Below are 17,713 nucleotides of genomic sequence, written 5' to 3' on the forward strand. Positions count from 1 at the left end.
ATGATGCGGATCGCGGGCCCTGTCGGGGCGCTCGCCCTTGCTTTCGCGGCGAACGTCTCCTTTGCGCAGACCGTGGTGGCGACCAGCGGCGGCGCGGTCCGCGGGACGGTGAAGGGGGGCGCCGAGGCTTTCCTCGGCATCCCCTATGCCGCGCCGCCGGTGGGGCCGCTGCGCTGGCGCGAGCCGCAGGGGGCGGCTCCGTGGCAAGGCGTGCGCGAGGCATCTGCGTTCGGGCCGGTCTGCCAGCAGGGCGTACCGGCGCCGTGGGGCCCCTATACAGCTGAGTTCCTTGCCGCGCGGCCGATGAGCGAGGACTGCCTGACGCTCAATATCTGGCGTCCGCAGCATGCGGTAAAGAAGTTGCCGGTGCTGGTGTTCATCCACGGCGGCGGTTTTGGCGGCGGGGCGGGCAGCCTGCCGATCTATGACGGGGCGAAGCTTGCCGCGCGGGGCGCGGTCGTCGTCACGATCAACTATCGCGTCGGCGTACTGGGCTTCATGGCGCATCCGGCGCTCACGGCGGAATCGCCGCTGGGGTCTTCGGGCAATTACGGACTGCTGGATCAGATCGCCGCGCTGAAATGGGTGCGCGCCAATGCTGCGGCATTCGGCGGCGACGCGGCCAACGTGACCGTTTCGGGCGAGAGCGCGGGCGCGGCTTCGGTGGCGGACCTGATGGTATCACCGATGGCCAAGGGCCTGTTCGACAAGGCGATCGCCTTCAGCGGCGCCAGCATGGCAGTGGATGTGCCGCCGCTGGCGAAGAACGAGCAGATCGGGGCAGAGCTTGCGGCCAAGCTGGGCAAGGCGAGCATCGCGGAAATGCGCGAGGTTCCTGCCGAGGCGCTGATCGAGGCGACGCGCTATGTGCCGGGCGCCAGCAGCGGTCCGCCGCCGCTGCGGTTCGTGCCCAATGTCGATGGCAAGGTGGTGCCGTTCGATCCGGTCCGGGCGAGCGGCCCGGTGGTTAGCCCGGTGCCCTTGATCACCGGGTACAACAGTGCCGAGATGATCGATCCTTCGGTGCGGACGCCGGCGCAGTTCGAGGCGGCGGTGCGGGCACGCTATGGCGCGTTCGCGGACCGTCTGCTGGCGCTCTATCCGCATGCGACCGAGGCGGAAGCGATTGCCTCCAACACGCTGATCGCGCGCGATCGCTACATGGCAGGGCTGCTGCTGTGGGCGAAGGAGCGCACGCGCAGTGCGCGGCAACCGGTTTTCGCCTATGTCTATGACCACGCCTATCCGGCGGTGCGGGGCGGGCAATCGTGGGGGGCCTTCCACTCCTCGCAATTGCCCTATGTGTTCGGCAACATCGGGATCGGCGATCGGACGTGGACGGCGGCTGACAGGCGCATTGTGCGGCAGTGGCAGGACCGCCTGCTGGCCTTCATGCGCAGCGGCGCGCCGGGCGCAGGATGGGCCCAGGTCGGCCCGGCGACGAGCGGCGTGATGGGGCTGGGGGACCGTGAAGCGATGCGGCCGGCCGTATCCTCGCCCGAACGGCTCGAGGCGTTCAAGGCCTATGCTGCAAGTGGTGGCAAGCTGGGATTGATTTAAGTAACAATACGTTAGTGTGGCGACGATAGTTTAGGTTCCTGGTCGTAAGTAGAGCCTGAGATTTTGGTCTCGGGTTTCTTTTCAACCACGGAGAACGCCTTGCCGACGGGACGATCCACGCCGGATCGCTATGCGCAGATGCTTGCGCGGTCCGCTACTGCCGCCATCTGCGCCGGGCCTGACAACCTGATCCTTTCGTGGAATTCCGCGGCCGAGCAGTTGTTCGGCTTCAGCGCGGAGCAGGCGATCGGCAAGCCGCTGACGATCATCATGCCGGAGCGCTACCACGCCGCGCACGAGGCGGGGCTGGCCCGCGCCGTCAAGAGCGGCAAGGCGCGGTTGGCGGGGAAAGCCATCGAGATGCTGGTGCGCCATGCCGACGGGCACGAGATCCCGGTCGATCTTTCGCTGTCAATGTGGGACGAGAACGGCCAGCCGATGTTCGGCGCGCTGATCCGCGACATCACCGATCGGCAGGCGGCCAAACGCCGGCTCGAGCATCTCGCCCATTGCGACACGCTGACATCCTTGCCCAACCGCAATGCCTTGAACGCCCGGCTGGAGGAAGCGATCGCGCGCGGCTCCTGCGCGCTGATGCTGCTTGACCTCGACGGGTTCAAGGACATCAACGACACGCTGGGCCATAGCGTAGGCGACCTGCTGCTGGCTGATGTGGCGCGGCGGATCGAAGGCTGCGTGGGCGATGCCGACATGGTGGCGCGGTTCGGCGGCGACGAGTTTGCCATCGTCCTGTCCGATTGCAGCAATCCGCTGCGGATCGATTCGCTGTGCCGTGCAATCTTCGAAAGTCTCGCCACCCCGTTCCAGATCAACGGCAAGAACGTGTTTGTCGGCACCAGCATCGGCATCGCGCTGGCGCCGAAGGATGCATCGACGGTGGACCAGCTGTTGTCGCGCGCGGACCTTGCGCTCTACAGCGCCAAGGCCGAGCACGGGGCGCAGCGCAAGTATTACCTGCCGACGATGCACAACCGCTCGGAGCAGCGCCAGAGGCTGGGCGCGGAACTGCGCGAGGCCTTGCCGCAAGGGCAGTTCGTGCTGCACTTCCAGCCGCAGGTCTCGCTCGAAGACAAGGCGCTGCTGGGCGTGGAGGCGCTGCTGCGGTGGAAGCACCCGCAGTTCGGATTGCTGCACCCCGATGCCTTCCTTTCGGTTCTGGATGACAGCGTTGTAGCCGAGGACGTGGGCGACTGGGTGATCGACGAGGCCTGCCGCGTGGCCAGTTCCTGGCGCAGCGCCGGGCTTGGCGAAGTGCGCATGGCGGTGAACCTGTTTGCGGCGCAGTTGCGCTCGCCCCGGCTCTATGGCGTGATCGGCGAAGCCTGCCGCAAGCATCGCATCGCGCCCACGCAGCTGGAAATCGAGATCACCGAGAACATCGTGATCAAGCACAACGACGAAGTTGCCACGATGCTCAAGCGCCTGAAGACGCTGGGCGTGGACATTGCCTTCGACGATTTCGGAACCGGGTATGCCTCGCTCAGCCTGCTGCAGCGCTATCCGCTGGATCGGCTCAAGATCGACCGCTGCTTCGTTGAAGCGATCCATCGTTCGGATGCGGATGCCGCGATTGTCGATGCGGTGCTGCAGATGGCGCGCACGCTTGGCCTGGAAGTGATCGCCGAAGGGGTGGAAACGCGCGAGCAGGAACGGGTGCTGCGCGAACTTGGCTGCAAGGAAGCGCAAGGGTTCCTCTATGGACGGGCCGTTGCGGCGGACGAGATCGTGCGCCTTTTCGCGCCCGTTCCGCAAGCGCGGGTGGCTGTTGCAAGGTAGGGCAGCGCGGCAGGCTGGGAGAGGGGTAGGTTGCCATTTTTTGCCATGCAATCTATCTTGGCGGCATGTCTTCGATGAACATTTCGCTGCCAGACGCCTTGAAGTCTTTCGTTGACGCCCAGGTTGCAAACCGGGGGTTCGGCACGAACAGCGAATACGTCCGCGAGTTGATCCGCAAGGACCAGGACGTGCAGCGACTGCGGGGGATGATTCTGGATGGCGCAGCCTCGCCAATTGCGGGCGAGGTGGATGAGGCCTACTTCGACGGATTGCGAAAGCTGGCGCAGGACCGCGTCAGTAGCTGAGCAGAAGCGGGCCAATGCGCCGCCTGGTTTTCCATGAGCTGGCAGACAAGGATGCCCGGCGCGCTACGGAAGACTATGCCCTGACAGCCGGGCAGGATGTTGCCCTGCGCTTTGTCGACAGATTGCAGGATACATATGCGTCGATCGCTCGTGCGCCGAACGGAGGTTCACCGCGGTGGGCTTACGAGTTGTCGGTGCCGGGTCTTCGTTCGAGAAGCGTAAAGGGATTTCCCTGGGCGGCTTTCTATCTTGTGGCGGAGGATCGCATCGAAATCCTCCGCCTGCTTCATCTGCAGAGCGACATCCCTGCATGGCTCGCCGCCGATCCAGAAGCGTGAATTGCCAAGCCGCGGTCAGGGCCTGGTCGGATAGTCCTTCGCTTCTTCCAGTACGGGCAAGGTGACCTTGCCGGTGGCGGCCCATTCGGTGCCGCGCAGGATCAGGGTCTGCAGCGGCTGGAAGTGGAGCGAGACTTCATCGTGGCCAAGCGTGATCGAGAAGACGCGGCCCTTGCCGTAGTCGGCGGTCCAGACCTGAGGGTGATCGGCGTCGATGCCTTTCATGGCTTTGAGCTTTTCGGGCGTATAGGCGGCGGCGGGATACTTGGGGCCGGTCAGCTTCGGGTCATAGGCGGCGGCGGAATCGTGGGCGGTGGCGAGGACGTGGATCTTCGCATCCGGGTCCATGCCCATGTTGGTGTACATGTCGTCGTTGTAGGTCCAGATGAATTCGCGCATGCCCGCAGTGATCGGGTGGGTGCGGTCAACCAGATGGACGGGGAAGGCTCCCGGAGGCGCACGGCGGCTGGTGCCGGGTTCCATCGCGCCGCCGATCAGCTTCTTGTATTCGGGTATGTCCCGCCCCCAGGTGAAGCTGGAGTGATAGGCGACGAGCCCGCCGCCTTCGCGCACGTATTGGTAGAGCGCCTTGAAGGCGCTGTCCGACCACACCTTCTGCACCGGATCGGCATAGTTCCAGCGGCTGGAATAGTTGAGCAGGACGACGTCGTACTGCTTCAGCGTTTCCAGCGTGCCGTTGTCGAAATCCTCGGTCACGCGAACGTCGAAGCGCTTGGTATCCTGCATCATGGTGCGCAGCATGTTGTTCACGCCGGTCCAGTCATGCTCGTAGGAATTGCGGCCCGAAATGATGAGGACCTTGAGGCGGTTCTCGGCCGGGTTCACCGGGATGGCGACGCGCTGCACGGTTTCGGGCGGGCGGTAATCGATGGTGACGATGACCTGCGCGGCGGCAGGCACGGCGATGCAGGCCGCAAGCAGGGCGGCTGTGATCTTCTTCATGAGGTTCTCCCTTATTCCGCCGCTGCGGGCTGGCGCGCGGCGATGTCGTTGCGGATGGTTTCGTGCAGGCCGTCCATCGGCCACATCAGGACGACCACGGTCTGCAGGCCGAGCAGGACGACGGCGCTGCCGTAGTAGGTCCAGCGGATCGCTTCGCGCGCGGCATCAGTCACGGCATCGGGCACATAGCCTGCCGCGCCGAGCATGAAGGCGAAGCCTGCGGTGCCCACTGCCATGCCGACCTTGGTGGAGAGGCTGATCCCTGCCGAAAGCAGGCCCTCGCGCCGGGTGCCGAACTTCCATTCATGGTAATCCACCGTCTCGGCGATCATCGCGAAGGCGGCGGTAATGGTGATGGACGTGGCAAGGCAGGCGGCGATGTAGAGGCTGAGGAAGGCGGCAGTGTTGTCCTGCGCCAGCGGGAGCACAGCGAAGATCACGGCGGCGAGCGCGAGGACGAAGGCGCTGCCCTTCCTGATGCCGGTGCGGGCAAGGATCGGCGGGGCGACGAACGAGGACAGCAGCAGCATCCCCGAGACGGCAGGCAGCATGACCGAGATCAGCCAGGGCTGGCGCATCACGTCGATCGCGAAATAGGCGGTCGCGCTCATCATCAGGCCGAAGCGGATGAAATAGAGCAGGCACGAGGCGAAGACGACGAGCCAGGCCTTGTTTTGCAGCATTTCCTTGACGGCAGGGCCGATGGCGAAATCGGGCGAGGAGCCGTCCTCGAAGCGCTCCTTGCAATTGGCGAAGAGCGCGAGCGTTGCGGCAAAGCCGATCGCGGCAAAGAGCATCGCGACGTACTGGAAGCCCTTGTTCTGGTCTTCCCCGCCGAAAACGCCGACCAGCGGCATGACGGCAGCGGTGCCGAGCACGACCGAGATCGAGGTGCCGACGCCGCGCATGCCGGACAGCTTGAGTCGCTGCTTCGGGTCCAGGGTCATCATCGGCATCAGCGCGGTATAGGGGATCGCCTGGACCGACATCAGGATGCCCAAGGCCTTGAACGTGACGAAGGCATAGACCAGCTGCGCGCTGTCGCTCCAGTCGGGCACGTGGAACAGCGCGACGGTGAGCAGCGCATAGGGCAGGGCGGTGAACAGGAAATAGCCGCGCGTGCGGCCCCAGCGGCTGCGGGTCTTGTCGACCATGATGCCGACCACCGGATCGATGATGGCATCGAGCAGGCGCGCGATCAGGAAGATGGTACCCACCCCTGCCGCCGGCATGCCGACGACATTGGTGTAGTAGAACAGCAGGAACCCGCTGGCCATGTTGTAGGCAAGGCTGGTGCCCATGTCGCCCATGCCGTAGCTGAGGCGTTCGGCGAAGCTCAACTTTTCGTTTGCCACATCCCTCTCCCGGACCGCAGCGTTACAGTTTGCTCAGAGCGCCAGCGTCTTGCGGGTCAGCTCGAGCGACTGGTCCATCGGCAGGGTGGGGAAATACTCCATGCCGATGCTGCCCTTGTAGCCAAGGCTTTCGAGCGTTCCCATCACATGGCCCCAGTCAACCGTGCCGGTGCCGGGTTCGTTGCGGTCGTCCATGTCGGCCACCTGGACGTGGGCGACGAGGTGGATGCGGCCTTTCAGAACGTCGGCAATATCCTCGCCCATCACGGCGCTGTGCCAGACATCGTAGAGCAGGCGCAGGTTGGGGCTGCCGACCGCTTCGACAAGGTCCAGCCCGAGCGTGGTGCTGACAAGGTACATTGCCGAGAACAGGCGGGTGTTGAGTGGTTCGAGCAGGAGGGTGACGCCTGCTGCTTCCGCAAGCGCGGCGGCTTCCTTCAATGCGGCGACGGCGTTGGCGAAGTGGTCTTCCTCGCTCATGCCTTCGACCTTGAAGCCCGATGCGACGATCAGCGGTGGTTTGCCGAGGGGGGCAGTGGCTTCGATGGTCTCGCGCACGGCCTGCACCATCTCGGCGCGTTCGGCCGGATCGACGATGGAGCGGCGCGGATCGACGCAGATGCCGGTGAGCGTGACGCCGGTTTCGGCAAGGGCCGCGCCGATGGCTTCGACGGGCTTGTCCCGCCAGAGGTGGAATTCGACCAGGTCGAACCCGCCAGCCTTGGCGGCGCGGATACGTGTCGCAAGGTCACCGGCTTCGGCGAACTGCCATTCGATGCAGGATGAAAGCGGATAAGCAGCAGGCACGTCGATCTCCCAATCGGCGGCCCCACACCATGCGGTGCGTTTGCCTGGCGGCAGAAAGGGCCGCTACTTTATTGGAATACATGTTCGCATTCTCGCGGGCCTAGGTCAAGGGGGCTCCGCCGAATGCGGCAGCAACACTAAGACATAATGCAGACCGGGGTTTGACAAATAGAATCTATATTCCAGAATAAGCCTTCGCATTCCGGCCGAATCGGCGGCGAACAAGTTTTGGGAGGAAAAACCAGATGAAATCGAATGGATTCAAGTTCCTGCTGCTGTGCGGCGCAGGCTGCATCGTGCCGTTTTCGGCGGCTCTGGCGCAAAGCGAAGCCGACGAGGCTGCCGACCCCAATGTCATCATCGTGACCGCGCAGAACCGGTCGCAGAACGTGCAGGACGTGCCGATCGCGATAAACGTGGTCAGCGGCGAGGCGCTCAAGGCTTCGGGCGTGACCGATCTCGTCTCGCTCCAGCGCGTGGCGCCGGTCGTCCAGATCGTGAACGATACCGTGCTGACCCGCGTCACCGTTCGCGGCATCGGTTCGAACAGCAACGACGAGGCGCAGGACCAGGCCATCGCCATCAACATCGATGGCGAATACATCAATCGCCCGACCGTGCTGAATGCCGCGCTTTTCGACCTCGATCGCGTTGAAGTGCTGCGCGGGCCGCAGGGCACGCTCTATGGCCGCAACGCCACCGGCGGCGCGGTGAATTTCATCACGCGCAAGCCCGGCAGCGAATTTGCCGCCAACGGCAGCCTGAGCTATGGCAACTTCAACCACGTGATCGCCGAGGGCGGCGTCACCGTGCCGCTGGGCGACATCGGCGGCATCCGCGCGTCGGGCATCTACTCCGACCGCGATGGCTACAACTACCATCCGAACATCGACAAGCGCAGTGGCGATGACAACACCTGGGGTGGCCGTCTGAGCCTGCGGCTCGAGCCGGTCTCGGGCCTGAAGATCAACGCGGCGGTCGAGCGGGTGGAGCAGGACATCGTCGTTCCTGCCCAGGCCTTCATGAACTTCAACGCGGCCGGCAACTCGCCGGGAGCGGGCTGCGCCGCCAACCCCGGTTGGGTCGAGATTGCCCCGGCTGTTCCGGGTACGCAGTGCATTCCGGCGCTGACCAACAATCTCGCCAACGTGGACCGTTCGACCTACAATGCACCGGCGAGCGGCCTTGGCAGCAACGACCTGAAGTCAACCGCCGTGCGCGGCAGCATCGCCTATGATTTCGGCGCCGCCACCGTGACCTACACCGGCGGCTTCCGCGAGACCGATGCGCTTTCCGCGCTGGGCCTTTCGCCCGCCTATCGCTTCAACACCTTTGTCGGCAACACCAAGACCCACAGCCACGAGCTGCGCCTCAATGGCGAGAGCGACCTGCTGGTCTGGCAGACGGGCGCGTTCTACTTCAACGAGAAGCTCGACGTGGAGCGCGGGCTCTTTCGCTTGCCGCCGCCGCCGTTCCTGCTCGGCGCCAATGGCGGATACGTGAACTACTTCTTCCGCAACGTGGAGTCGCGCAGCTGGGCGGTGTTCGGCCAGACCGACGTGAAGCTTTCGGACCAGTTCACGATCGTGGCCGGCCTGCGCTATACCGATGACAAGCGCTCCGCCCGTTATCGCGACCATGGTGGAGCGATTGCCAATCCGTCCAACCCGCTGTTCAACACCGGCAACGTCCGGCCGACCAACCCCGGCACGCCCCTGCGCAATCTGACGCTGGGTTCGGAAGCGGACAAGCTGACCTGGCTGGCCGGCGTGAACTTCAAGCCCGATGCCGATACGCTGATCTATGGCAAGGTTTCGACCGGCTTCAAGGCGGGCGGCTTCGATTCAGTCGGCCAGTATGCGCCGGAAACCAACACGGCGTACGAAGCAGGCCTGAAAAAGAACTTCGGCGCATCGTCGCAGCACACCTTCAACCTTGCCGGCTTCTACTATGACTACAAGGATCTGCAGGTCGGCGTGCTGCTCGATACGACGAAGGGCAGCCAGATCTTCAACGCCGGCAAGGCGAGGATCTGGGGCGTCGAAGCCGAAGCGGTGATCAAGCTTTCGGACAACGACACGTTCTCGGCCACGGCGAACTACGTCAACGCCGAGTACCAGCAGCTCCTGACTGCAATCCCGGTGTTCTGCGTGAGCGGCTCGGGTTGCCGTCCGAGTGGCGGCAACGGCGAGCTGACGGTCGGCAACCTCGAGACGACGCCGGGCGTTGTCACGCAGCCCAACCTTGCCGGCAACACCCCGCCGATGACGCCCGAGTGGACGATCACTCTGGCCTACGACAAGGTGATCCCGCTGGGCGACATGGGCAGCCTGACGGCCAGCGTGTTCTCCACCTTCAAGAGCGCGTACTTCGGCGACGTGTTCAACTACCGCGATTCGAAGCAGACGGCCTTTACCCAGACCGACCTGTCGCTGACCTATGCGCCGGAAAACAAGCGCTTCAGCCTGCAGGGCTTTGTCCGCAACATCGAGAACACCCGTCCGTTGACCTATGCCGGGTTCACCGTGGCCGGGCCGGACGACATCTATAACTGGCAGTTCGCCGCGCCGCGCACCTATGGCGTGCGGTTGAGCGTCGACTTCTGATCGGCGTGATCGCCTGACGGACAGAAGAGGCGGGCCGCAAGGTCCGCCTCTTTTCATTGGGCGTCACGATATTGCCAAGCGACGGTTGCGCGTCCAGAGCGGCTCGGGTTGGACGACGATCGGGGATGCGCGATGGGTGACGAGGCGGGCACAACCTTGCGGCTGGAACGCGATGGCGCGGTGGCGCGCCTGCTGATCGACCGGGCGGACAAGCGCAACGCCTTCAACATCGCGATGTGGCAGCGCCTGCCCGAATTGCTGGCCGAGGCCGACGCCGATCCGGACGTCAGGGTGCTGGTGGTGAAATCCGCCAATGGCGGTGCGTTTTGCGCGGGCGCCGACATTGCCGAACTGCTCGCCAACAAGGACGATGCGGCATGGCGCGCGGCAAACCAGACCGCGATCAACCGCGCGCAATACGAACTGACCCGCTTTCGCCTGCCGACCGTGGCGATGGTCGAAGGCGATTGCGTGGGTGGCGGCTGCGGCATCGCGCTGGCCTGCGACATCCGCGTGGCGGGGCCTGAGGCGCGGTTCGGCATCACGCCGGCCAGGCTGGGCCTGGTCTATCCGCTGCATGACGTGAAGCTGCTGGTCGATCTGGTCGGGCCGGGGCAGGCAAGGCGCATGCTGTTTACCGGTATGCTGCTGGGGGCTGACGAGGCGCGCGCGATCGGGCTGGTCGAGGAACTGGCCGCGAACGAAGACGCGCTGGTCGCGCAACTGCTGGCGGCCTCGCCGTTCTCCACGCAGGCGATCAAGGGCTTCGTGCGCAACGTGCTTGATGGTCAGGTGGCCGATGATGCCGAGAGCTTGCGGGTATTTGCCGCAGCGTTCGAGGGTGCGGATTTCCGCGAAGGCACCACCGCCTTTGTCGAGAAGCGCAAGCCGACGTTCTGACGACCTCCCCGGAACCAAGTTCGGCCCACGCGGTTCTGGAAGGGTTCCAAAGAGGTAATCCATGATAGGCAAGATCATTTCCGCAGTGGTCGGCAAGAAGATTGCCGACCGTACTCCCGGCATGAGCGAAGGCACCGGCGCGCTGATCGGCGTTGCCGCGGCCACGGTCATGCGGCGCATGGGGCCACTGGGCATGCTGGCAGCCGCCGGCGGCACCTGGGCCGTATCGCGCGCGATGAAGAAGAAGCAGGCCCGCCAGGCCGCTTCGGGCACGACACGCACGTATTGATCCCGTTCCCCTCGGACCGTCGCGCGCTCCTCCCCCTCCCGGCGCGCGGCGGTCCACCCTCGGGAACCGACTTTCCTCATATTTCCCGCGTGAACGGGCGGGCGCAGTGTTCCTGCGCCCCGCACCCGTGCGCGCAACCCAAGGACACGCGCCATGGCCAAGACCGGCAAGACCACCAATGAATCGTCCTCGATGTCGCCCGCGCTCGACAATGCGCTTGCCGATCATCAGCCGGGGGCCGGGCAGGGCGCCTATGCCACGCAGACCGGCGATGCCGGTGAAACGCATCAGGACGCTGCCGCCGGAGCCGATGGCGCGGCCTATCTTACCGACAACTTCGGCCACCGCCTGTCGGACAACCAGAACAGCCTGAAGGCGGGCACACGCGGGCCGACGCTTCTGGAAGACTTCATCCTGCGCGAGAAGATCTTCCACTTCGATCATGAGCGCATTCCCGAGCGCATCGTCCACGCCCGTGGCTCTGCCGCGCATGGCGTGTTCGAGGTGACCAAGGCGATCCCGGAACTGACAAAGGCGGGCCTGTTCCAGAAGGAGGGCACGACCTGCCCGGTGTTCGTGCGTTTTTCGACCGTGGCCGGTGGTGCCGGATCGATCGACACCCCGCGTGACGTGCGCGGCTTTGCGGTCAAGTTCTATACCGACGAAGGCAACTGGGATCTGGTTGGCAACAACATCCCGGTGTTCTTCATCCAGGATGCGATGAAGTTCCCCGACCTGGTCCATTCGGTGAAGATGGAGGCCGATCGCGGCTATCCTCAGGCAGCGAGCGCCCACGATACGTTCTGGGACTTCGTGGGCCTGATGCCCGAGACCATGCACATGATCATGTGGGCGATGAGCGACCGCACCATCCCGCGGACGCTGCGCATGATGCAGGGCTTCGGCGTCCACACCTTCCGCTTCGTCAATTCGGCGGGCGAGGGCAAGTTCGTGAAGTTCCACTGGAAGCCGGTGCTGGGCATGGAATCGCTGATATGGGACGAGGCGGTGAAGATTGCCGGGGCCGATCCCGATTTCCACCGCCGCGACCTGTTCGAAAGCATCGCCATGGGCAGCTTCCCGGCATGGGACCTGGGCGTGCAGGTTTTCGACGAGGAGTTCGCCGCAGCGCAGCCCTATGACGTGCTCGACGCGACCAAGCTGATCCCCGAAGAGGACGTGCCGGTGGAGATCATCGGGCGCATGACGCTCAACCGCAATGTCGACAATTTCTTTGCCGAGACCGAACAGTCGGCGTTCCTTCCGAGCAATGTCATCCCCGGCATCGACTTCTCGAACGATCCGCTGCTGCAGGGGCGGCTGTTTTCGTACCTGGATACGCAGAAATCGCGCCTCGGCACGACCAACTTCCACCAGATCCCGGTCAACGCGCCCAAGTGCCCGTTCCACAACATGCAGCGCGATGGCCTGATGCAGACGCTGGTGCCGACGGGACGCGCCAATTACGAACCCAACTCGCTGAACGAGGCGGGCGAGGACAGCGGCCCGCGCGCTTGCCCGGAGACCGGCTTCACCTCGTTCCGCGAGAACGGCGAGCGCAACGATCCGACCGAGAAGGTGCGCGTGCGCGCCGAACTCTTCGCCGATCACTACAGCCAGGCGGCGCTGTTCTATCACTCGCAGACCGAGAACGAGAAGGCGCACATGGCCTCGGCGCTGGTGTTCGAGCTTTCGAAGTGTGCGATGGAGCATGTGCGGTTGCGCGTGCTTTCGCGCCTGCGCAACGTGGACGAGGATCTGGCCGCACGGGTGGCTGATGGTCTGGCCATGGACCTGCCCGAGAAGGCGCCTGCCGCGCGCGAGCCGGTGGAGATGAAGCCATCGGACGCGCTGTCGATCCAGAAGCAGGCGAAGATGACCTTCGAGGGCCGCAAGGTCGGCATCCTCTTTGCGGAAGGGTCGGACAAGGCGACGATCGACAAGCTGAAGGCGGGCGTGGAAGCGGCGGGCGGATCGGTGTTCCTTGTCGCGCCCAAGGTTGGCGGCTTGTCCGTCAAGGGCGGAACGCTGAAGGCCGATGGCAAGCTCGATGGCTCGCCGTCGGTGCTGTTCGACGCGGTGGCTTCGGTGCTGATGCCGGCGGAGGCCGAAAAGCTCAGCAAGCAGGGCGCGGCGGTGCAGTGGTTCATGGATGCCTATGGCCACTGCAAGACCATTGCCCACTGCAACGGCACCAAGGTCATCCTCGAGAAGGCGGGCGTGGAGCCGGACGAAGGCGTGGTGCCGAACGAAAAGCTGCTGGAAGTGGGGCCGGTGCGCCACTTCGGGCGTGAGCCTAAAATCCGCGATCTCGCCTGAGGAGACGACAGATGGCGACAGTGACCAAGATGAAGCCTGCCGAGGCCAAGGCGAAGGCTATCGCCAAGGCCAAGGCGATTGCTCCTGACGTCCCGGCGCAGATCGGGCAGACCCCGGCGACGGACCTGCGCGGCCTGCCCGACGTGTTCGGGCGGCTGATCGAGGACCATGACCGGCACCGTGCGCTGCTCGCCATGCTCGAGGCGACCGGCGGCAAGGGCAAGGATGCCAAGGCGCTGTTCGAGGAGCTGGTCTACGAACTGAAGGGCCACGCCGCTGCCGAGGAGCAGGCGCTGTGGTCAACCGTGCTGCGCAATCCTGATACCACCGAGTTCGCCCGCCATGCCGTGGCCGAGCACAAGGACATCGACAAGATGCTCGACGATCTTGCCGCGCGCGACATGGGCACACCCAAGTGGCTGGAGCGCTTTGCCGCGCTCAAGCACGAATACCTGCACCATATCCGCGAGGAGGAGCAGGAGCAGTTCGTGGAAAGCGAGAAGATCCTGACCGCGGCTGATCGCAAGCACATGCTGGCCGTGTTCGAGCGGCGCAAGGAGGCGGAAAAGGCGGCGGCGGAAGTGAAGCCGAGGCTGAGGATCAACGATATCGCCTAAGGCATCAGTACCGTCGATCCGGTGGTTTTCCTCGCCTCGAGATCGCGGTGCGCCTGGGCGACTTCGGCGAGCGGGTAGGTCTGGCCAATGGTCACGGCAACCGCGCCGCTGGCGATCATGTCCCACACCCGCGCCGATCCCGACGCGCGTTCGGCCGGGTCGGCGTAGTAGTGGTAGAGTGTCGGGCGGGTCACGAACAGCGAACCCTTTTGTGACAATGTGCCGAGCGCGACACCGCTGACCGGACCGGAGGCGTTGCCATAGCTGACGATCAGCCCGCGCCGGGCGGTGGAATCGAGGCTGGCTTCCCAGGTGTCCTTGCCCACGCCATCGAAAGACACGCGCACGCCGGCGCCGCCCGTCACTTCACGCACGCGCGGGCCGACGTCCTCACGCGAATAGTCGATCACGTGGTCCGCACCGGCAGCGCGTGCAATCTCGGCCTTTTCAGGCGTGGAGACGGTGCCGATCACCGTGGCGCCGATGTGCTTGAGCCACTGCACCAGCATCAGCCCGACGCCGCCCGCTGCGGCATGGACCAGCACTGGCCAGCCAGTCTGAACCTGTGCGCAGCGCTCGACCAGGAATTCGACGGTGAAGCCCTTGAGAATGGCGGCCGCAGCGGTCGCATCGCTGATGGCATGGGGCAGCTTGAACAGTGCGCCTTCGAGATAGATGCGCGCCGTGGCATAGGCGCCAAGTTCCGGCCCGAAGGTGGCGACGCGATCACCGGCCGAAAACGCGGTAACGCCATCGCCCACCGCGACCACGCGCCCTGCCGCTTCCACGCCCAGGCCGCCGGGAATCGGGATCGGATAGAGCCCGCCACGGTGGTAGGTGTCGATCATGTTGAGGCCGACAGCGGTATGTTCGACCAGCACTTCGCCCGCAGCCGGTGCAGGAAGGTCGACATCTGCCCACGCAATGACTTCCGGGCCGCCGGTGGCGGTGAGGCGGACGGCTTTGGCGTGCATGGGGGGCTCTCCTTGGATGGCGAACGGTTTGGCCGACCCTAGACCGCCGATGCCGCGCTTTGCAAACCGCTGACCGATGGGCGGATAGTGGCGACGCAGGCCTGCTGCGCAGGCGCGCGCATTGCCACTGTCCCCGCTTTCGAACCTTCCGGAGAAGCGTGGATGCTGCGGATCGTCCTTGCCGGCCTTGCCCTGCTGCTTTCGCTGCCAGCCTTGGCGCAAGAGGGCGAACTTGCGCCGATGCCGGTGTGGCCCGCTGGCGTGCCTTCGATGAAGGGATGGCCCGGCCTCGCCAAGGTGCCGGTGCGCGAAGACCTGCGCGAGAATGGCGAGCAGGTGTGGAACGTCACCGTGCCGACGCTGCAGCCGTTCCTGCCCGATCCGGCCAGGGCCAATGGCATGGCGGTGGTTATCGCGCCGGGTGGCGGTTTTCGCCTGCTGGCAATCCACCACGAAGGCACGCGCGTGGCCCGCTGGCTGGCGGCGCGCGGGGTGGCGGCGTTCGTGCTGAAATACCGCCTGATCCAATCCCCTCCGGGCGAGACCAACGAGGCGATGCGGCAGCGCGTGCAGGCAACGCTCGCGCCGGGCGTGGGCGGCATTCCCGGCGTCGACAGCGGGCCGATGCTCAAGTCCTACCGCGACATCTTTTTGGCGCAGAACGGGGCAAGGATGGCGGCAAGCCGCTTCGCGTGAACCCCGTCACGTTCGACACGCGCCGTACGCTGTCGCTTTCATCGGATGCGAAAGGCGCAGTTGCCGGTGATCCGGGCTCAGGCCCGATGGGCCCGCTCAAGGCCAGCGCAGTCGCCGCCGAGTGCCGCGATGGGCTGCTGACCGTCTGGCCTGCGCCATCGCTGGGCCTCAAGCCGCTGCCGGGCGGTTCGATGCATTATCACGACGTCGGCCTGTTCTGGGCCGATATTTCCGCCAATGCCGCGCTGCGTGCCAAGGCTTGGCTCAAGGCGCATGGTTCGCGTTGATCGCGCGCTGCAAACAATGGAAAAGACTGCAATGTTGAAGTTTGTTGCCCCCCTCGCTGCCGCTCTGGTTCTGGCTGCCCCTGCACAGGCGCAGGATGCCGCAGCGGGCAAGCGTGCGTTCCTCAAGTGCGTGGCCTGTCATTCTATCGCCAAGGGGGCGCCGAACAAGATCGGGCCGAACCTGTTCGGCGTGGTCGGCCGCAAGGCGGGCACGGTGCCCGGCTTCCGCTATTCGGCGGCGATGAAGGCCAAGGGCGCGGCCATCGTGTGGAACCCGGCCACGCTCGACAAGTGGCTGGCGCGTCCTTCGGCGGTGATCCCCGGCACCTCGATGGCCTTTGGCGGCGTGCCCAACGCGGCCGAGCGCGCAGCGATCATCGCCTATCTCAAGAAGCCGATGCCCTGATGGCCGGACTCCCGATCGATCGGCGCGGTCTTCTGGTCGGGGCGGGGGCGCTGGTCGCCTCGGCCCGGCTGGGCGCGATGGCGGCAAGGCCAGCGGCAGAGCGGCAGTTCAAGCTGGCCAGCCCGGGCGGGCGCGAGATCCGGGTGAGCGAGTGGAAGCCGCGGGGCAAGGCAAAGGCGCTGGTGCTGTTCAGCCATGGCGCCGCCTCCTCGCCGCGGTTCTATGAGGCGCTCTTCGCGCCCTGGCTGGCGGCGGGCTTCCACATCCTCGCGCCGCTGCACGTCGATTCGATCGAGCATCCGCACACCAAGGACTATCCCAGCCTCGCCAGCTGGAAGGCGCGGCTTGAGGACATGCGCGCATTGTCTGCCCATGTCGGCAAGCGGCCCTGGATCGCGGCCGGGCATTCCTATGGCGGTCTGGTGGCGCTGACCATGGGCGGCGCGGCGGCAATTCCGCCCGAAGGCTGGAGCGGCCCGATGCGCGATCCCAATGCGCGCGCGGTGGTGGCGTTCAGTCCGCCCGCGCCCATCCCTGTGCTGTGTACGGCCGAAGGATATGGCAAGATTGCGGTCCCGGCGCTGGTCCAGACTGGCACCAAGGACATCGTGCCGGGCATCACCACCACCGATGGCGAAGGCTGGCGCGGCCATCTCGTGCCTTATGAGGCGGCAGCGATTGGCGGCAACCGCTATGGCCTCGTGCTCGAAGGCGTGGACCACTACTTCGGCGGCGCGATCTGCCGCTATGATCTGCCGGGGCCGAAGCAGCTGGATCGGCTGGCAGATGCGGCGCGGATATCGGCGTTGTTTGTCGACGCCCACGGACGGGGCGAGAAAGCTGCGGCAAAGCGGCTCGATGCAATGTTGACAGACCGCCTGCCGGTGATGCTCTTGCGCAAGTAGGAGCATTGGCGGGAGAAAGCATGAAATCTGGAATTGCCGGGGCCATTCTGGCCCTTGTGGGCGCAGCATCCGCATCTGCGGCTGACAAGCCCCCGATGCCCGATCCCTCGCTCGAATTCGTGTTCGAGGAAGAGGTCCTTCTCGCCCAGAGTGTCGCCCCCGGCACGACGCCGCTGGGTGGGCGCAACATCATTCCGATTACCGGCGGCACGTTCAGCGGCCCGGGGATCAGTGGCACGGTCATGCCCGGCGGGTGGGACTGGCAACTGATCCGCCCCGATGGCTGCGTGCAGCTGAAGGCCGACTATTTCCTCAAGACCGACGACGGCGTGGTGATCAACATCGTCAACACCGCCGTTGCCTGCCGCGATGCGCAAGGCAAGCCCGTGCCGGTTCGGACACACGCCGTGTTCGAGGCGCCGAATGGCAAGTACGACTGGCTCAACCGCCAGACCTTCATCGGCGCGCTGGTGCCGGGGGATGCCAAGGTCCCATCGGTGCGGATCCGGTTCTACCGGGTGAATTGAGGGCTTCGCGAACCAAAGTTCCTCGTCATCCCGGGTCTAGCCCGGGGTGACGTTGGTTTGGT

Annotated in this window: 18 protein-coding genes; 14 read left to right on the plus strand and 4 right to left on the minus strand. The window is 65.2% G+C overall.

Features of this window, described 5'->3' with window-relative positions:
• The 4 genes from AC1Q5P_RS04535 (at position 1) to AC1Q5P_RS04550 (ending at position 4,000) form a co-directional block, all read left to right on the plus strand.
• Positions 1-1,560: a carboxylesterase/lipase family protein gene (locus AC1Q5P_RS04535; protein ID WP_492518254.1), complete on the plus strand. Its 1,560-nt coding sequence runs from the start codon at positions 1-3 to the stop codon at positions 1,558-1,560.
• 99 nt (positions 1,561-1,659) lie between these two features.
• Complete coding sequence (locus AC1Q5P_RS04540; protein WP_492518255.1) at positions 1,660-3,357, plus strand: putative bifunctional diguanylate cyclase/phosphodiesterase; 1,698 nt, start codon at positions 1,660-1,662, stop codon at positions 3,355-3,357.
• A 65-nt stretch (positions 3,358-3,422) separates the two neighbouring features.
• A complete protein-coding gene (locus AC1Q5P_RS04545) occupies positions 3,423-3,662 on the plus strand; it encodes a ribbon-helix-helix domain-containing protein (protein ID WP_492518256.1) in 240 nt (79 codons plus the stop codon).
• A gap of 14 nt (positions 3,663-3,676) precedes the next feature.
• Positions 3,677-4,000, plus strand: coding sequence for a type II toxin-antitoxin system RelE/ParE family toxin (locus AC1Q5P_RS04550; RefSeq protein WP_492518257.1), 324 nt, complete (start codon positions 3,677-3,679; stop codon positions 3,998-4,000).
• Positions 4,001-4,015: 15 nt separating this feature from the next.
• Here the strand turns inward: AC1Q5P_RS04550 and AC1Q5P_RS04555 are convergent, their stop codons facing one another.
• The 3 genes from AC1Q5P_RS04555 to AC1Q5P_RS04565 are packed head-to-tail and all read right to left on the minus strand — an operon-like array spanning position 4,016 to position 7,125.
• A complete protein-coding gene (locus tag AC1Q5P_RS04555) occupies positions 4,016-4,963 on the minus strand; it encodes a ThuA domain-containing protein (RefSeq protein WP_062343741.1) in 948 nt (315 codons plus the stop codon).
• Between the two features lie 11 nt (positions 4,964-4,974).
• The gene (locus AC1Q5P_RS04560) at positions 4,975-6,318 is read right to left on the minus strand and encodes an MFS transporter (RefSeq protein ID WP_039335708.1); all 1,344 of its coding nucleotides are present in this window, start codon (positions 6,316-6,318) and stop codon (positions 4,975-4,977) included.
• A gap of 33 nt (positions 6,319-6,351) precedes the next feature.
• Positions 6,352-7,125, minus strand: a complete 774-nt coding sequence (locus AC1Q5P_RS04565) for a TIM barrel protein (RefSeq protein ID WP_193828594.1) — start codon at positions 7,123-7,125, stop codon at positions 6,352-6,354.
• 245 nt (positions 7,126-7,370) lie between these two features.
• Here AC1Q5P_RS04565 and AC1Q5P_RS04570 point away from each other — a divergent pair, with 245 nt between their 5' ends.
• From AC1Q5P_RS04570 to AC1Q5P_RS04590, 5 genes are all read left to right on the plus strand, one after another.
• On the plus strand, positions 7,371-9,731 hold the full coding sequence (locus AC1Q5P_RS04570; protein WP_193828593.1) for a TonB-dependent receptor: 2,361 nt from the start codon (positions 7,371-7,373) through the stop codon (positions 9,729-9,731).
• Positions 9,732-9,863: 132 nt separating this feature from the next.
• Positions 9,864-10,631 (plus strand): enoyl-CoA hydratase/isomerase family protein, encoded by a 768-nt coding sequence (locus tag AC1Q5P_RS04575; RefSeq protein WP_492518306.1) that lies wholly within the window; start codon positions 9,864-9,866, stop codon positions 10,629-10,631.
• 61 nt (positions 10,632-10,692) lie between these two features.
• Complete coding sequence (locus AC1Q5P_RS04580; RefSeq protein ID WP_062343746.1) at positions 10,693-10,920, plus strand: hypothetical protein; 228 nt, start codon at positions 10,693-10,695, stop codon at positions 10,918-10,920.
• Between the two features lie 192 nt (positions 10,921-11,112).
• Positions 11,113-13,239 carry a catalase gene (locus tag AC1Q5P_RS04585; protein WP_492518307.1) on the plus strand — a complete coding sequence of 709 codons (2,127 nt, stop codon included), beginning with the start codon at positions 11,113-11,115 and terminating at the stop codon, positions 13,237-13,239.
• 11 nt (positions 13,240-13,250) lie between these two features.
• On the plus strand, positions 13,251-13,856 hold the full coding sequence (locus AC1Q5P_RS04590) for a hemerythrin domain-containing protein (protein WP_492518258.1): 606 nt from the start codon (positions 13,251-13,253) through the stop codon (positions 13,854-13,856).
• Here the strand turns inward: AC1Q5P_RS04590 and AC1Q5P_RS04595 are convergent.
• Positions 13,853-14,830 carry a quinone oxidoreductase family protein gene (locus AC1Q5P_RS04595; protein WP_492518259.1) on the minus strand — a complete coding sequence of 326 codons (978 nt, stop codon included), beginning with the start codon at positions 14,828-14,830 and terminating at the stop codon, positions 13,853-13,855. The genes AC1Q5P_RS04590 and AC1Q5P_RS04595 overlap by 4 nt on opposite strands.
• 87 nt (positions 14,831-14,917) lie before the next feature.
• Between AC1Q5P_RS04595 and AC1Q5P_RS04600 the strand changes: the two genes are divergently transcribed.
• From AC1Q5P_RS04600 to AC1Q5P_RS04620, 5 genes are read left to right on the plus strand one after another with little or no spacing between them, the layout of a single operon-like run.
• Positions 14,918-15,526 carry an alpha/beta hydrolase gene (locus tag AC1Q5P_RS04600; RefSeq protein WP_492518260.1) on the plus strand — a complete coding sequence of 203 codons (609 nt, stop codon included), beginning with the start codon at positions 14,918-14,920 and terminating at the stop codon, positions 15,524-15,526.
• The gene (locus tag AC1Q5P_RS04605; protein WP_492518261.1) at positions 15,523-15,813 is read left to right on the plus strand and encodes a hypothetical protein; all 291 of its coding nucleotides are present in this window, start codon (positions 15,523-15,525) and stop codon (positions 15,811-15,813) included. The genes AC1Q5P_RS04600 and AC1Q5P_RS04605 overlap by 4 nt, the downstream gene beginning before the upstream one ends.
• Positions 15,814-15,844: 31 nt before the next feature.
• The gene (locus AC1Q5P_RS04610; RefSeq protein WP_492518262.1) at positions 15,845-16,219 is read left to right on the plus strand and encodes a c-type cytochrome; all 375 of its coding nucleotides are present in this window, start codon (positions 15,845-15,847) and stop codon (positions 16,217-16,219) included.
• The gene (locus tag AC1Q5P_RS04615; RefSeq protein WP_492518263.1) at positions 16,219-17,124 is read left to right on the plus strand and encodes an alpha/beta hydrolase family protein; all 906 of its coding nucleotides are present in this window, start codon (positions 16,219-16,221) and stop codon (positions 17,122-17,124) included. Before AC1Q5P_RS04610 ends, AC1Q5P_RS04615 begins: the two co-directional genes overlap by 1 nt.
• Positions 17,125-17,144: 20 nt before the next feature.
• A complete protein-coding gene (locus AC1Q5P_RS04620; RefSeq protein WP_492518264.1) occupies positions 17,145-17,651 on the plus strand; it encodes a DUF3237 domain-containing protein in 507 nt (168 codons plus the stop codon).
• The last annotated feature ends 62 nt before the right edge of the window (positions 17,652-17,713 follow it).

Source organism: Novosphingobium sp. GW835-FHT14H07, from assembly GCF_058793515.1.